The organism is Arthrobacter yangruifuii (assembly GCF_009192775.1).
In the GTDB taxonomy this organism is placed as follows: Bacteria; Actinomycetota; Actinomycetes; order Actinomycetales; family Micrococcaceae; genus Arthrobacter_B; species Arthrobacter_B yangruifuii.
In genome coordinates this window covers 225,703-240,299 of sequence record NZ_VTFX01000003.1, presented here as the reverse complement: position 1 = coordinate 240,299, position 14,597 = coordinate 225,703, and the positions used below count along the sequence as shown (strand labels likewise).

13 protein-coding genes are annotated in these 14,597 nt (G+C 65.4%); 2 read left to right on the top strand and 11 right to left on the bottom strand.

The genetic code is table 11. From position 1 onward, the window contains the following. Nucleotides 1-24: 24 nt before the first annotated feature. A complete protein-coding gene (locus tag GD627_RS07785) occupies nt 25-1,020 on the top strand; it encodes an alpha/beta hydrolase (protein ID WP_152272026.1) in 996 nt (331 codons plus the stop codon). Here GD627_RS07785 and GD627_RS07780 read toward each other — a convergent pair. From GD627_RS07780 to GD627_RS07745, 8 genes are all read right to left on the bottom strand, one after another. Further along, entirely contained in the window at nt 1,004-1,888 is an 885-nt protein-coding gene (locus tag GD627_RS07780) for an isoprenyl transferase (protein ID WP_152272075.1), read from the bottom strand. The two genes, GD627_RS07785 and GD627_RS07780, sit on opposite strands and share 17 nt — an antisense overlap. Further along, the gene (gene recO, locus GD627_RS07775; protein WP_146361911.1) at nt 1,885-2,634 is read right to left on the bottom strand and encodes a DNA repair protein RecO; all 750 of its coding nucleotides are present in this window, start codon (nt 2,632-2,634) and stop codon (nt 1,885-1,887) included. The genes GD627_RS07780 and recO overlap by 4 nt, the downstream gene beginning before the upstream one ends. A 67-nt stretch (nt 2,635-2,701) precedes the next feature. Then, complete coding sequence (gene leuA / locus GD627_RS07770) at nt 2,702-4,444, bottom strand: 2-isopropylmalate synthase (protein WP_152272025.1); 1,743 nt, start codon at nt 4,442-4,444, stop codon at nt 2,702-2,704. A gap of 177 nt (nt 4,445-4,621) precedes the next feature. Then, entirely contained in the window at nt 4,622-6,142 is a 1,521-nt protein-coding gene (locus tag GD627_RS07765) for an LCP family glycopolymer transferase (RefSeq protein WP_152272024.1), read from the bottom strand. A gap of 88 nt (nt 6,143-6,230) precedes the next feature. Then, nucleotides 6,231-7,160: a GTPase Era gene (gene era, locus GD627_RS07760; RefSeq protein WP_146361908.1), complete on the bottom strand. Its 930-nt coding sequence runs from the start codon at nt 7,158-7,160 to the stop codon at nt 6,231-6,233. Beyond that, nucleotides 7,153-8,457, bottom strand: coding sequence for a hemolysin family protein (locus GD627_RS07755; RefSeq protein WP_425481901.1), 1,305 nt, complete (start codon nt 8,455-8,457; stop codon nt 7,153-7,155). The genes era and GD627_RS07755 overlap by 8 nt, the downstream gene beginning before the upstream one ends. Before the next feature lie 20 nt (nt 8,458-8,477). After that, complete coding sequence (ybeY, locus tag GD627_RS07750) at nt 8,478-8,954, bottom strand: rRNA maturation RNase YbeY (RefSeq protein ID WP_146361906.1); 477 nt, start codon at nt 8,952-8,954, stop codon at nt 8,478-8,480. After that, nucleotides 8,951-10,057 (bottom strand): PhoH family protein, encoded by a 1,107-nt coding sequence (locus GD627_RS07745; RefSeq protein ID WP_146362401.1) that lies wholly within the window; start codon nt 10,055-10,057, stop codon nt 8,951-8,953. Before GD627_RS07745 ends, ybeY begins: the two co-directional genes overlap by 4 nt. Before the next feature lie 371 nt (nt 10,058-10,428). Here GD627_RS07745 and GD627_RS07740 point away from each other — a divergent pair, with 371 nt between their 5' ends. Beyond that, nucleotides 10,429-11,397 (top strand): GerMN domain-containing protein, encoded by a 969-nt coding sequence (locus tag GD627_RS07740; protein ID WP_152272023.1) that lies wholly within the window; start codon nt 10,429-10,431, stop codon nt 11,395-11,397. A gap of 9 nt (nt 11,398-11,406) precedes the next feature. On the opposite strand, the gene GD627_RS07735 is transcribed toward GD627_RS07740, so the two are convergent. The 3 genes from GD627_RS07735 to hrcA all read right to left on the bottom strand — a co-directional run bounded on the left by GD627_RS07735 (nt 11,407) and on the right by hrcA (nt 14,437). Beyond that, complete coding sequence (locus GD627_RS07735) at nt 11,407-12,174, bottom strand: 16S rRNA (uracil(1498)-N(3))-methyltransferase (RefSeq protein WP_152272022.1); 768 nt, start codon at nt 12,172-12,174, stop codon at nt 11,407-11,409. 1 nt (nt 12,175) lies between these two features. Beyond that, nucleotides 12,176-13,318, bottom strand: a complete 1,143-nt coding sequence (gene dnaJ, locus GD627_RS07730; protein ID WP_152272021.1) for a molecular chaperone DnaJ — start codon at nt 13,316-13,318, stop codon at nt 12,176-12,178. A 105-nt stretch (nt 13,319-13,423) separates the two neighbouring features. Further along, nucleotides 13,424-14,437: a heat-inducible transcriptional repressor HrcA gene (gene hrcA, locus GD627_RS07725; RefSeq protein ID WP_152272020.1), complete on the bottom strand. Its 1,014-nt coding sequence runs from the start codon at nt 14,435-14,437 to the stop codon at nt 13,424-13,426. Between the last annotated feature and the right edge of the window lie 160 nt (nt 14,438-14,597).

The following is a 14,597-nucleotide window of genomic DNA, read 5'->3' as shown; positions in this document are numbered from 1 at the left end:
GGCCGGTCGGCTATTGTCGAGGGCATGCTGCACGCTCCCCACTGGAAACCCGATGTTCTCGGCGAAGGTTTCCGCAGTCTTACCCTTGATCTGGAGGCGGATGACGAAGGCCCGGTGGTGGCTACCCTGGTCTCCTTTCTTCCGCCCAGTCCCCTTGTTCCAGCTGCCGGCACGGTTGACGCCGTGCTGTATCTGCACGGATGGAGCGATTACTTCTTTCAGGCCGGGCTGGCGCGGTTCTGGGCGGGGCAGGGTGTCGCCTTCTATGCCCTCGACCTGCGCAAGTACGGCCGGAGCCTGCGGCCCGGACAATCGGAGGGGTATGTGAGCGACCTGGCGGAGTACGACGCCGACATCGAGGCCGCGCTGGCGGCGATGGAGGAGGACGTCCGGGTGCGGTACGGAACCGGCATGCGCACCACCCTGATGGCGCATTCAACCGGAGGGCTGGTCGCTGCGCTCTGGGCCGACCGCTTTCCCGGGCGGCTGCAGGCGCTGATCCTCAACAGTCCCTGGCTCGAGCTCAGCGGCAGCTCCATGCTCCGCTTCGCCACCAACGGACTGCTCGAACCGGTGGCCCGGCGCCGGCCCAAAGCCCGGCTGAAAATTCCGGAGTTCGGGTTCTATTACCGGAGCATCAGTTCGGCGATGGACGGCGAGTGGGAGGTGGACCCGCGGTGGCGTCCGCCGTTCAGCTTCCCCGTCCGTGCGGGCTGGATCAAGGCTGTACTGGCGGGCCACGCACGGGTGGCGCAGGGCCTGGACATCCGGGTGCCGATACTGCTGCTGGCTTCCGCGGCGTCCACCATCTCCCCCGTGTGGAATCCCGATATGCTGCGCACCGACAGTGTTCTGGATGTGTCCCTCATGGTCCAGCGCGGGGTACTGCTGGGTCCGGAAATCACCGTCTACCGGTTTGAGGGCGCCCTGCATGACACCCTTTTGTCAGCACTTCAGGTCCGCACCCGCGTCTACACCGGTATGGAACGGTGGGCACGGGCCTTTATGCTTCCGGACTAAGCCCTTCCGCCCCGGCGCCGTCCCGGGCGTCCTCGTCAACGGCGGGGCCGGTGTTTTCCAGGGACCTGTCCACGGCGCCGCCGTACCGGCGGTCGCGGCGGGCGTAGATCTCCACCGCTTCCCACAGCGTCCGCCGGTCCACGTCCGGCCAGAGGGTATCCATGAAGACCATCTCGGCGTAGGCGGACTGCCAGAGCATGAAGTTGGAAAACCGCTGCTCCCCCGAGGTGCGCAGGAACAGGTCCACATCCGGCAGGTCCGGTTCATCGAGGTACTTCTGGATGGTCTTCTCGGAAATGGAGCCCGGCCGCAGCCTGCCCTTCTGCACGTCGGCGGCGATCGCGGCGACGGCATCGGCAATTTCGGCGCGGCCGCCGTAGTTCACGCACATGTTCAGGGTGCAGACCGTGTTGTTCCGCGTTGCGTCCTCGGCAATTTCCAGTTCCTTCACCACGCTCTGCCACAGCCGCGGCCGGCGGCCGGACCAGCGGATCCGGACACCCCACTCACTCAGCTGGTCCCGCTGGCGGCGCAGGACGTCCCGGCTGAAGCCCATCAGGAACCGAACCTCCTCGGGAGACCGCTTCCAGTTCTCCGTGGAAAACGCGTAGACGGAAACGTGGTGGATGCCCATCTCGATGGCTCCGGCCATCACGTCCAGCAGCGCGGCCTCACCGGCGCGGTGGCCCTCGGTCCGGGGCAGGCCCCGCTGATTGGCCCAGCGGCCGTTGCCGTCCATAACGATTGCCACGTGGGCCGGCACAAGCGCGGCCGGTATCCGGGGCGGAACCGCGCCGGAGGGGTGCGGCTCAGGCCGGCTCGCGGGTTCTGCCGTTTTGGCAGCAGGGGTCTTCGAACGCAAGGTCAGACACGCTCCACATGTTGAAGGGACCGCAGCACCCGTTCCAGGTGCCACTGAAGATATCCGGCCACCAGGCCGGCGGACTCGTGGCGGGGCTGCGGACCGGATTCGTCCGCAGCGGCCCAGTCTCCGGTAAGCAGCGCAGCCAGCAGCGCCATGGTTTCCGGCGACGGCGACGCCGAGCCCGGCGGCCGGCAGGCGGGACAGACCGCTCCGCCCAGGGGTGCGGAAAACGCGGAGTGCGGACCGGGAGCACCGCAGCGTGCGCAGTCGGTGAAACTCGGCGCCCATCCGGCAGTGGCCAGGGCCCGTAGGAGATAGGAATCCAGGATCAGTTCCGGAGCGTGCGCGCCCCGGCTGAGTGCCGCAAAGGCGCCGATCACGAGCTGGTACTGGGCCTTCGCCGAGTCACCGTCAATGTCGGTCAGCCGCTCGGCGGTTTCGGCGATGGCGGCCGCAGCGGTGTAACGGGCGTAGTCCGCCGCGATGCCGTGCCCGTAGGCGCCTTTTGTCTGGGCCTGTGTCACGATGTCCAGGTTCCGGCCGTGGGAGAGCAGCAGTTCTGCCACCATGAACGGTTCCAACCGGGCGCCGAACTTGCTTGAGGTACGCCGGACCCCCTTGGCCACCGCCCGCACCTGCCCGTGTTCGCGGGTCAGCAGGACGAGAATGCGGTCCGCTTCTCCCAGCTTGTGGGTGCGCAGGACAACTGCGTCATCCCGGTAGGTGCGGGATGCAAAGGATTTGGCCACAAGAGCTATTTTCCCACGCCGGGGCACGTCCGGAGGACCGCTGTCCTCCGGCGTGCCCCCGGTTTAGCTAGGACTGGTCACGGATGGCGCGGTTTACGGCCGAAATCACGGCCTTCAACGCGGACATGGTGGTATTGGAGTCGATGCCCACGCCCCACAGCACCCGCTCGCCCACGGCCAGTTCAACGTACGCCGCCGCGAGGGCGTTTCCGCTGGCGGACAGCGCATGCTCCGTGTAATCCAGCAGCCGGACGTCGATGCCGTCCTGCTCCAGGATGGCCAGCAGTGCCGCAATTGGTCCGGTTCCGCTGGCCACCCGGCGCTGCTTCACGCCGCCCACGCCCATGGTGGCGGTCAGGTTGAAACGGCCGTCGGATGCCGTGTCCGCATTCACGGACTCAAGTTCATAGTGTCCCCAGGCGGCGTCGTCGGAATCCGGCGAGCACGGCAGGTACTCGTCCTGGAACACCTTCCAGAGTTCCGCTCCGGTGATCTCGCCGCCGCCGGTGTCCGTGCGGCGCTGGATGACGGCGGAGAATTCGATCTGGGCACGGCGCGGCAGGTCCAGGTTGTGCTCGTTCTTGAGCAGGTAGGCCACCCCGCCCTTCCCGGACTGGGAATTGACCCGGATGACTGCTTCGTAGCTGCGGCCGATATCCTTCGGATCAATCGGCAGGTACGGCACGCCCCACGTGAGCTCATCCACCGTCTTGCCCTCGGCGGCAGCGTCCCGCTCCATGGATTCGAAGCCCTTCTTGATGGCGTCCTGATGCGAGCCGGAGAAGGCGGTGAAGACCAGGTCGCCGCCGTAGGGGGAACGTTCGGGCACGGGGAGCTGGTTGCAGTACTCGACGGTGCGGCGGATCTCGTCCATGTCGGAGAAATCGAGCTGAGGGTCGATGCCGTGGCTGAACAGGTTCATGCCCAGCGTCACCAGGTCCACGTTGCCGGTCCGTTCACCGTTTCCGAACAGGCAGCCTTCGATCCGGTCGGCTCCGGCCAGGTAGCCCAGTTCCGCAGCTGCCACGCCGGTTCCCCGGTCATTGTGCGGATGCAGTGAAAGGATGACGGATTCGCGGTTGGCAATGTTGCGGTGCATCCACTCGATCGAATCCGCATAGACGTTCGGAGTGGACATTTCCACCGTAGCGGGGAGGTTCAGGATCATCTGCCGGTCCGGCGAGGCTTCCAGGACCTCGGCAACGGCGTCTGAAATGCGCAGGGCGAAATCCAGTTCCGTGCCGGTGTAGGACTCGGGTGAGTATTCATACGTGACGTCGACGCCGCGCAGCTGCTCCTCGTACTTTTTGCACAGGCGCGCACCGGAGAGGGCGATGTCCACGATCCCGTCCCGGTCCGTGTTGAACACCACGCGCCGCTGCAGCACCGACGTCGAATTGTAGAGATGGACAATAGCCCGGTCCGCGCCCTCAAGGGATTCATAGGTGCGTTCAATCAGGTGTTCCCGGGACTGGGTCAGGACCTGGATGGTGACATCGTCGGGGATCCGGTCCCCCTCGATGAGCTGGCGGACGAAGTCGAAGTCCAGCTGGGAGGCGGACGGGAAGCCGACCTCGATCTCCTTGAACCCCATGTTCACCAGGAGGTCGAACATCTTGTGCTTGCGTTCGGGCGTCATGGGATCGATCAGTGCCTGGTTGCCGTCGCGGAGATCCACCGCGCACCACCGGGGAGCTTTGGTGAGGACCTTGTCGGGCCACGTCCGGTCCGGCAGGTCCACGGCAATCTGCTCGTGGAAAGGGACGTACTTGGCAATCGGCATACCCGAGGACTGCTGTGCATTACGCATGGTGTTGGTGGGGCCTTTTCTAGTCGAACATCAGAAAGAGTGGCCGGGCAACACAAACTCCGCGAGCGAGGGGCGGCCTAAGCAGGTGCTTGTGTGGCCTCGCCGCGGCAGCTAAGAAGAAGAGTCTCTGCGTGCACGCGATCAGACTAACACGCAGGGGGCCGGGTGCAGGAAGCGCTAGTTCCCAAACGCCGACTGGCACGTAACCTGGGCCGCCGTCTGCCCCTGGAGGTCACCCAGATCACCCAGATCGCGCATCACGGTGCCGCTGGTGAAGTCCCCGCCGATCTCCACGGAGATGCCGGTGTACGCGGAACTCTGGGAAACCTGCACGGCCGGGATATTCAGCGTCTTGGCCACTTCCAGCGCCATCTCTTCATATCCGTAGCCATAGAAGATCTGCGTGGCCGGGCTCTGGGCGGGAGCGGTTCCGCCGGCGAGGGCCTGGCTGAATCCCTTGGACTTGAGGTACGCCAGGATCTTGGCATCGCGGCCGGCGGTGCCCGAGGCGTTGACCAGCGTCACCGGGACGGCGGCCGGATCGACGGCGGGAACCGCGGGATCCGTGGGCTCCGGGGCAGCCGGGACTTCAGCCTCGGTGTCTGCGGGAGCGGGAGACGGTGTCACGGCCTCCGCGATGCCCCGGTCCGAGACCAGTGCATCAAAGAGCACCTGGGCCTTGGCTTCGTCGAGGACCAACCGGTTGGGATCGTATTCGTAGGGCATTACCGGAACGGTCACGAAGGCGACTTTGCCCAGGTCCACGTCTTTTAGACGGGTGGCTACGGACACCAGATCCGGGATGTTCGCGAGTTCGTTGTCCACCGTCAGGTTCTTCGTGACGGTCTCGGCAATCGAATAGAGCTTAGGCAGGTTGTTCAGCGTTCCTTCGGACTTGACCTTGCGGACCATGGAAGCGAGGAAGCTTTGCTGGGCGCGGATGCGTCCTTCATCGCCGCCGTTGCCGAACCCATGCCGGGTCCGCAGGAAGGCGAGGGCCTGGTCGCCCTGGACGCTGCTGACCCCGGCCGGCAGGTTCAGCCCGGAAAGCGGATCGTCAACGGGCTGGTTGACGCAGACATCCACGCCGCCCAGGGTGTTGGACAGTTCCTTCACGGCATCGAAGTCGGCCATCATGAAGTGGTCAATCGACAGGCCGGTGACACTGTTGATGGCAGCAACAGTGCAGCCGGGACCGCCGTTGCCCAGCGCGCCGTTGAGCTGGCCCAAATCCATGGCGTCATAAACCGTGCCGGTTTTGGGATCCTTGCATGCAGGCAGCGGAACCAGGAGGTCGCGGGGAAAACTGGTCACAGTCACGTTTGAGCGGTCCGCGGAGAGATTTACCAGCATCATGACGTCGGAGTTGTTCGAGTCCTGACCGTCGCGCTGGTCAGTGCCGAGGACCAGGATCTGCATGGGATCCGTGTTGGCATCCACCTGCTCCACGGGGGTGTCGCCCGAGCCCAGGTTCAGTGGCTGGGTATCAAAGTTCCCCCTGAGCCGCAGCAGCTGTACGGCACCGAAGACCACGCCTCCCACGAGAACCAGGGCGAGGACTGCGGCGATCCCCTTCAGCAGGGCACGGCCGGAGGAGGCCCTGCTGGAGAGGTGCCTGCCGCCGGGTTCGTCTGAACCCGAACCGCTGGTCGGTTCTTCCAAGGGGCCGCCGCCCGTTGCGGCACGGCGAGATGACATGACCGGTCCCCTTCATAAATCAATAAGCTCAAACGAATGTTTCACAGTGTACGGCCCGTTCCTGTGGACAAGGACCGGTCCGGGCGGACTAGAACCCGAGCTTTACCAGCTGTTTGGGATCGCGCTGCCAGTCCTTCGCGATTTTCACGTGCAGGTCAAGGTAGACCTTGGTACCCAGCAGGGCCTCGATGCCGCGCCGTGCAGTGGTTCCCACATCGCGCAGCCGGGACCCGCCGCGGCCAATAATAATGGCTTTCTGTGACGAGCGCTCTACGTACAGGTTGACCCGGACATCCAAAAGCGGATTCTCGTCGCTGCGGCCCTCACGGGGCACAATCTCCTCCACCACCACGGCCAGGGAGTGGGGCAGCTCGTCACGGACGCCCTCCAGCGCGGCTTCGCGGACCAGCTCCGCCACCATGACCGCTTCCGGTTCATCGGTCAGTTCACCGTCGGGATACAGGGGCGGAGACACCGGCATGTGACCGACCAGCACATCGGCTACGGTGTCCACCTGGAATCCGTCCGCAGCCGAGACCGGTACGACGTCGGCCCAGCCCGCCTCCCCCAGGACCTCGTTGCCCAGTGCGGTGACGGACATCAACTGCCGGGCCAGCGCGGCGCGGTCCACGAGGTCGGTTTTTGTGACCAACGCGATGACCGGGGTCCGCTTCAGGGCGGCGAGCTGAGCCGCAATGTAGCGGTCGCCCGGCCCGATGGCCTCATTGGCGGGCAGGCAGAAGCCGACGGCGTCCACTTCCGCGAGCGTGTCCGCCACCAGTTCGTTGAGCCGTTTGCCCAGCAGGGTGCGCGGGCGGTGCAGGCCGGGGGTATCCACCAGGATCAGCTGGGAATCCTCACGGTGAACAATGCCGCGGATGGTGTGCCGCGTCGTCTGCGGCTTCGCGGACGTGATGGCCACCTTGGAACCAACCAGGGCATTGGTCAGGGTGGACTTGCCTGCGTTGGGCCGGCCCACCAGGGAAACGAATCCTGCGTGGAACTGCGGTTCAGTCATTACGGGGTACCAATTCTGTAGAGCGGGAGCGCGGGGACGTGTTTCTGCCCTCGTCACTGGATTCTTCTTTTTCGGTGTTCCAGGCCAGCACATGCGACACACGGTTGCGCCGGCCCTCAAGCCGTTCGGCGTGCAGGGCAATGCCTTCGACCACTACTTCACTGCCGACGATCGGGACGCGGCCCAGGGCCTTGGCCAGCAGGCCGCCCACCGTGTCCACTTCATCGTCCTGAAGTTCGACGTCGAACAGTTCACCGAGGTCATCGATACCGGCCCTGGAGCTGACACGGTAGCGGCCGTCGCCGAGCCCTTCGATTTCGGGACGCTCCGAATCGTATTCATCAACGATTTCGCCGACGATTTCCTCGATCAGGTCCTCCAGCGTAACCAATCCTGCGGTTCCGCCGTATTCGTCAATGACGATTGCGACGTGGGTGGACTCCCGCTGCAGCTCCTGCAGCAGCTCGCTCACGGCCTTGGACTCGGGCACATAGCGGACGCTGCGGGCGTAATCCTCGACCTTCTGCACCGACGCGCGCTCCTGGTCGCTGTGCATCTGTGCGGCGACGTCCTTCAGGTAAAGGATCCCGACCAGATGGTCCGCACTGTCCTCGATCACGGGGACACGGGAATATCCCGAGCGCAGGAAAAGCGACATGGCCTGGCGCAGCGTGCTGCCGGCCTCAATGCACACCATGTCGGTGCGCGGAACCATGACGGACCGGACCTTGGTATCGCCGAGTTCAAAGACCGAGTGGATCAGTTCCGCCTCGGTATCCTCGATCATGTCCGCATCGGAGGCACGGTCCAGCAGTTCCCGGAACTCCTCTTCCGTAAAGAACGCCGCGTCGGGCCCCTGCGTGCCGGGTGCGACGGCGGTGCCGAGGCGGACGAGCCAGCCCGGAATCGGGCCCAGCACCGTCCGCAGCACGCGGACCAGTCCGGCGGTGAGGACGACGACGGCGGTGACGTGCTTGCGTCCGATCTGCCGCGGGGAGACGCCGACGAGGACGAAGCCGACGCCGGCCATCGTGACCGTCGCGAGCAGGCCGGCCAGCCAGATGTTGTCCAGCAGCAGCTGGAAAAGGGTCGCCACGGAGACAGCCATGGCCATTTCGAACCACACACGCCAAAACCGCAGCGCATGCATGTGTGCCACCGGATGCGCCAGGATGCGGCGCAGCGGGGCTCCTGCCTTACCGTGCAGCAGCGCTTCGGCGTCCTGCCGGGGCAGGTAGCCGTAGGCCGATTCCGCAGCGGTGAGCAGGCCCGCCAGGACCATGAAAGCCATGGCCATGACGATGAGGACGCCAATACTCAACTTCGGGTCTCCTTGGGTGCCTGTTTGCCCAGGTACGCAGAAAGAAGCCGGCGCTGGAGTCCGAACATTTCCTTCTCTTCCTCCGGCTCGGCGTGGTCATAGCCCAGCAGGTGCAGGACACCGTGGGTGGTCAGGAGCAGCAGCTCCTCGTCCGTACCGTGCCCGGCGTCGCGGGCCTGGCGTGCCGCGACCTGGGGGCAGAGCACAATGTCACCGAGCACCCCGGCGGGAGTGAGGCGTCCCGCGGTCCCTGGGCGGAGTTCGTCCATCGGGAAGGACAACACGTCAGTGGGGCCGGGCAGGTCCATCCACTCAATATGCAGCTTCTCGATGGCGTCCTCGTCCACCAGGATGATGGACAGGTCCGCCTCCGGGTGAACGTACAGGCTGTCCAGCAGGTACCTGCCCAGCCGGGCCAGTTCCTCTTCGTCGACAGCCGGTGCACTGGATTCGTTGTTTACTTCCACGCTCATGAGCGGACCTCCCTGCCGTGGCCGCCGGTGGAACGGCCGCTGCCGTTGGCGCGGCTTCCGTTCCGGGGGCCGTCACTTCGTACTGCACCGCCGCGCGGCGCGCCGTCACCGCGCGCTGCGTCGCTGCGGCGCACCTCGTCCCATTCGCTGTAGGCGGTGACGATGTCACCGACGAGCCGGTGGCGCACGACGTCCACGGCCTGCAGCTCGGAGAACGCGACGTCGTCAATGCCGCCCAGGATGTCCTGGACAATCCGCAGGCCGGAGGCGGTGCCGCCGGGCAGATCCACCTGGGTGACATCGCCGGTGACCACCATCTTCGAGCCGAAGCCGAGGCGGGTCAGGAACATCTTCATCTGCTCGGGGGTGGTGTTCTGGGCTTCATCCAGGATGATGAACGCGTCATTGAGGGTCCGGCCGCGCATGTAGGCCAGGGGGGCCACCTCAATGGTGCCGGCAGCCATCAACCGCGGAATGGACTCGGGGTCCATCATGTCGTGGAGGGCGTCGTAGAGCGGGCGCAGGTACGGGTCGATCTTGTCGCTCAGCGTGCCCGGCAGGAAACCGAGCCTCTCCCCCGCTTCCACGGCGGGACGGGTGAGGATGATCCGGTTGACCTCCTTCTGCTGCAGCGCCTGAACGGCCTTGGCCATGGCCAGATACGTCTTACCCGTGCCGGCGGGCCCAATGCCGAAAACAACGGTGTTGCGGTCAATCGCATCCACGTAGTTCTTCTGGTTCAGGGTCTTGGGCCGGATGGTCTTTCCACGCGTGGAAAGAATGTTCTGGGTCAGGACGTCCGCCGGGCGGTGGGTGCTCTGGTCCTTCAGCATGCTGATCAGCTGTTCAAGGACCTGCGGGGTCACGCGGGTGGAGTTGCGTGCCAGCACGCGGACTTCATTGACCAGACGCACGGTCTGCTCCACTTCGGCAGCCGGGCCGGAAACGGACAGTTCGTTTCCACGCACCATCAGGCTTACCTCTGGATTTGCCGTCTCAATGATCCTGAGTGCCTCATCATTGGCACCCAGCGACTCGACCATGTGTTCCGTGGAGTCAAAGACTATTGTCTGGTTATCCAGCCGTATGGTGCCGATTTCCATTGAAGATTCGGTCATATAGACGGCCTTCTCAGGCCTTTCATCGCCCCTTATAGAGTCTGTTGCACATCGCTGTTGAAGTCTGCTGGTAAAGCCTGTTGGAGGACGGGTTACCCGTCCTGCAAGATCAAACGCCCGGATCCAGACGATTATTTCCTGAGGTCCCCGGACCCGCCGCCGCCCGCCGCTACCTAAATCTTACTTGATGCGCTCCCCGGCGGACGGAGCAGCATTGGTTTTATCTCGACCCCGCAACGGGGATGTCTCAATCGTGTTTCAGTCCGGGCAGGAGCCTGCCCGGAGCACGGATGGGCCCGGAAGCGTATGCAATGGTGGAAGACGTACCTTTTCGCGATCAGCCCCCAGGAGGATAGATGGACACCGGAACCACCCGCGGTCCGTCCTGCCTCCACGGGCTGCGCCGCCGGTGTTTTTCCGTCGGCCCGCTGGCGGCGGCGGCCGCATTGATGCTGGGCGGATGCGGTGTTCTGGCAGAGAATCCTGCCATCACCATGCCCTCGTCCTTCGACGGCGGTACCGTCGGCCCGGCTCCCATGACCATTTCCCCGCCGGCTGAAGCGAGCCCCACGTCAACCCTCATGCCGGTGTACTGGCTGGGATTGAATGACTCAACGGTCAGTCTGTACCGTGAATTCCTCTCCTCGGACAACACCGGTGACCCCATCGGGGAAGCGGTCCATGCCATGAGTGCGGGGAAGCCGATGGACCAGGACTATTTCACCCCCTGGCACTCGGCGAAGAGCGTTACGGCTTCGATTTCCAGCAAGAACGTGATCACGGTGGACATTTCATCGGACGCGTTTAAGGGGTCCCTCGACTCGGGCATGGCCCACCGGGCGGTGCAGCAGCTGGTGTACACCGCTACGGCCGCCGCCGCCAACGCAGGCCTGACCACCGTGGGCCAGGAAAGCAGTGTGGTGATCCTGGTGGACGGCAAGGAAGGCTACCGGGCGTTCGGCCATGTTCCGCTGGAGAAACCGCTGCACCGGGATCCGGAGCTGGTGGCGCCCATCTGGGTGATCGATCCGCAGGAATCGCAGGTCCGGGGCACCGATATCCTGGTCAGCGGCACCGCAGTGGTGCAGTCCGAGGGACTGATGTGGCGGGCCGAACCCATTGTGGACGGCAGGCCGTCCAGCAGCGCCGCTGCTTCCGGTTCCCTGGACCTGCACAAGGCCCCCGGTGACACCGCCGAGTTCAGCTTCGCCGCCACCCTTGTCCCCGGTGAATACAGCCTTCGGGTCTATTACCGCGGGCAGGAAGCGACCGGGGACTCCAAACGGATCACGGTGATCGAGTCCGCCCGGTCCCTGGACCAGTAGCGGAGCCTCCTACCAGCGGCCGAGCAGCTGGTTCAGCACCGCCAGCGCCGAGGGCCCGGCGGTCGAGGACCGCAGAACGTGCGGTCCCAGCCGGACGGCCACTGCTCCGACAGCGCGCAGGGCCTCAAGCTCCGCGGGGCTGATACCGCCTTCCGGTCCCACAACCACGGCAATGGATGCGGCGCCGACACCAGGAGTGCGGGTTTCGAGGACGTGCACGGCCTCTGCCAGCGGCATGTCCGCTTCCTCATGCAGAACCAGGACCAGGTCCAGGTCCCGCAGCCGGCCCGGCAGGGCACGGCTGTCCAGTGCAGGCTCCACGACGGGAATGCGGGAGCGGCGGGACTGCTTGGCCGCGGCGGTGGTCAGGGCCTGCCATTTCGCCTGCCCCTTGGCGGCCTTTTCCGCGCGCCAGCGGACAATGCTGCGGTCAGACTGCCACGGAATCACGGCATCCACCCCCAGCTCGGTGGCTGCCTCCACCGCCTGTTCGTCCCGGTCCCCCTTGGCCAGTGCCTGCACCAGGATGAACCGCTCGGACGCTGCCGGTTCATCCAGAACGTTTTCCACCCGCAGTTCCAGGACGGACGCACCGGTCTCCGTGACGGTTCCGGTGAGCCGGCGCCCGGCGCCGTCAACCACGTCCACGCTTTCGCCTGCGCCCAGGCGCTTCACGGACACGGCGTGCCGGGCCTCGGGGCCCTCAAGGCGGAAAAGCGCCCCGGGCCCGGCGGCAGCAACCTGCGCCGGGTCACCGAAGAAAATCGGGTTGGTCATCTCAGAGGTTGCCCAGACGGTCCCGCAGCTTGGCGAACACACCGGTGCCGGAGCTGTTGAGCCTGCCTTCGCTGTATTCCTCGCCGCGCAGCTTGGCCAGCCGGCGCAGCAGTTCCTCCTGCTCGGAGTCCAGCTTCTGCGGGGTTTCCACGTGCAGGTGCACGCGGAGATCGCCCCGGCCGTGGCCGCGCAGGTGGGTGACGCCCAGGTCATTGAGCACGGAGACTTCGCCGGACTGGGTGCCCGGCTTCACGGTGATCTCCCGTTCGCCGTCGAAGGTGTCCAGTGTCACTGTGGTGCCCAGGGCTGCCGCAGTCATGGGCACTGTCAGCGTGGCGTGCAGGTCATCGCCGTCGCGCAGGAACGTGGGGTCGTTGTTGACCCGGATCTCCACGTAGAGATCCCCCGAGGGGCCGCCGGCCAGACCGGCTTCACCCTGTCCGCCAAGCTGGATCCGGGTGCCGGTGGCAACGCCGGCCGGGACCTTGATGGTGAGGGTGCGGCGGTTGCGGACGCGGCCTTCGCCGGAGCACTCATGGCAGGGGTCGGGAATGACGGTGCCGAAGCCGTTGCAGGTGCCGCAGGGCGCGGAGGTCATGACCTGGCCCAGGATGGAGCGGACGGCCCGCTGGACCTGGCCGGTGCCGTGGCAGATGTCGCAGGTGCGCGGGGAGGTGCCGGGCTGGCAGCAGGAGCCGTCACACGTGGGGCACACGACGGCGGTGTCGATGTCGATCTTTTTGTTGGTGCCGAAGACGGCGTCCTTCAGGTCGATCCGGACGCTGATCAGGGCGTCCTGGCCACGGCGGCTGCGGGTGGCAGGTCCGCGTCCGCCGCCCGGTGCTCCGCCGCCGAAGAAGGTGTCGAAGATGTCCTGGAAGCCGAAGCCCTGGGCGCCGAAGCCGCCGCCTCCGCCGAAACCGTTGTCATTGCCGTTCTCGTTGCCCGTGGTGTCGTAGATCCGCCGCTTTTCGGGATCGGACAGCACCTCGTAGGCGTGCGTTACAGCTTTGAATTCATCGGAGGCACCGGGAGCGTTGTTGACGTCCGGGTGCAGCTTGCGGGCAAGCTTCCGGTACGCCTTCTTGATTTCTTCACCGGTGGCGTCTCGTTCGACACCCAGAACCTGGTAGTGATCGCTCACTCGTGCACATCGCTTTCCTGTATTGCGTGCCTTCAGCGTTTGAAGGCGGAGTGTGGGTTCCCGCCGGTTCCCCCGGCGGGCGGGTCCGTAACTGCGTGGACCGCGTTAGTTGTTAAGTATTCGGGACAGGTACCGGGCAACTGCACGCACCGCCGCCATGGTGGTGGGATAGTCCATCCGGGTGGGACCGAGGATGCCGACCTTCGCGGTGGCGTCGGGTCCGTACCCCGTGGCCACCACCGATGCTTCGGACAGTCCGCCGTGGGGGTTTTCCCGTCCGATCCGGACGGCAACCCCGCGGGCATCCTGTTCCATTTCGGACAGCAGCCGCAGCATGACCACCTGCTCTTCGAGGGCCTCGAGCACCGGACCGATGGTCAGCGGAAAGTCTACAGTGGAGCGCGCCAGATTGGCGGTGCCGGCCATCACCAGCCGGTCCTCGCGGTCAATGCCGGCCAGCTGTTCCAGGCAGTGGCCCAGGGCGTTGCCCACGAGGCGGCGGCCGGCGGGCACGGTAGCCAGGGTATTGGCCAGCTGGCTGGTGATACCGCTGAGCGATGTTCCCGCCAGCGCTGAGAGGAAGTGCTGGCGCAGGTCCATGAGGTCCGGCTCGGTCACGGACTGCGGAACGGTCATCACGCGCTGCTCCACGCGCCCCGTGGTCGAGATCAGGACCACCAGAACCTGTGCCGGCGCAAGGAGGACGAATTCAATGTGCCGTACCTTGGCATTGCCCAGGTGCGGGTACTGCACAACGGCCACCTGATTGGTCAGCTGGGACAACAGCCGGACCGTCCGGTCCATCACGTCGTCGAGGTCATCGGCTTCCTCCAGCAGGGAGGAGATGGCGCGGCGCTCCGCGGCGGACAGCGGCTTGACGTCGGAGATGCGGTCCACGAACAGCCGGTAGCCCTTGTCGGTGGGGATCCGGCCGGCGGACGTATGCGGGGCGGTAATCAGCCCCTCTTCCTCCAGGACAGCCATGTCATTGCGGATGGTTGCCGAGGAAACGCCCAGCCGGTGGCGTTCCACCAGCGCCTTGGACCCTACCGGCTCGCGCGAATGGACGTAGTCCTCAACAATGGCGCGGAGGACCTCGAGTCGGCGTGGCTCACTCATGGTTGTCCCTCCCTGTTGATCGGCGGTTGATCGGCGGGAGCGCCGTACATTTAGCACTCACAATGTTCAAGTGCTAAGTCTAATACGGATCAGCAGCGTTGCTAGCATTGAGGAACCCGTGGCCAGCTGCGGTTTCCACCCGAAACGAACCGTAAGTGAG

Bases quoted from the DNA above. Each gene is read 5' to 3' on its own strand.
- GD627_RS07785 (WP_152272026.1), top strand. From the start codon at position 25: ATGCTGCACGCTCCCCACTGGAAACCCGATGTTCTCGGCGAAGGTTTC.
- leuA (WP_152272025.1), bottom strand. From the start codon at position 4,444: ATGCGTAATGCACAGCAGTCCTCGGGTATGCCGATTGCCAAGTACGTC.
- GD627_RS07765 (WP_152272024.1), bottom strand. From the start codon at position 6,142: ATGTCATCTCGCCGTGCCGCAACGGGCGGCGGCCCCTTGGAAGAACCG.
- era (WP_146361908.1), bottom strand. From the start codon at position 7,160: ATGACTGAACCGCAGTTCCACGCAGGATTCGTTTCCCTGGTGGGCCGG.
- GD627_RS07755 (WP_425481901.1), bottom strand. From the start codon at position 8,457: ATGGCCATGGCTTTCATGGTCCTGGCGGGCCTGCTCACCGCTGCGGAA.
- ybeY (WP_146361906.1), bottom strand. From the start codon at position 8,954: ATGAGCGTGGAAGTAAACAACGAATCCAGTGCACCGGCTGTCGACGAA.
- GD627_RS07745 (WP_146362401.1), bottom strand. From the start codon at position 10,057: ATGGAAATCGGCACCATACGGCTGGATAACCAGACAATAGTCTTTGAC.
- GD627_RS07740 (WP_152272023.1), top strand. From the start codon at position 10,429: ATGGACACCGGAACCACCCGCGGTCCGTCCTGCCTCCACGGGCTGCGC.
- GD627_RS07735 (WP_152272022.1), bottom strand. From the start codon at position 12,174: ATGACCAACCCGATTTTCTTCGGTGACCCGGCGCAGGTTGCTGCCGCC.
- hrcA (WP_152272020.1), bottom strand. From the start codon at position 14,437: ATGAGTGAGCCACGCCGACTCGAGGTCCTCCGCGCCATTGTTGAGGAC.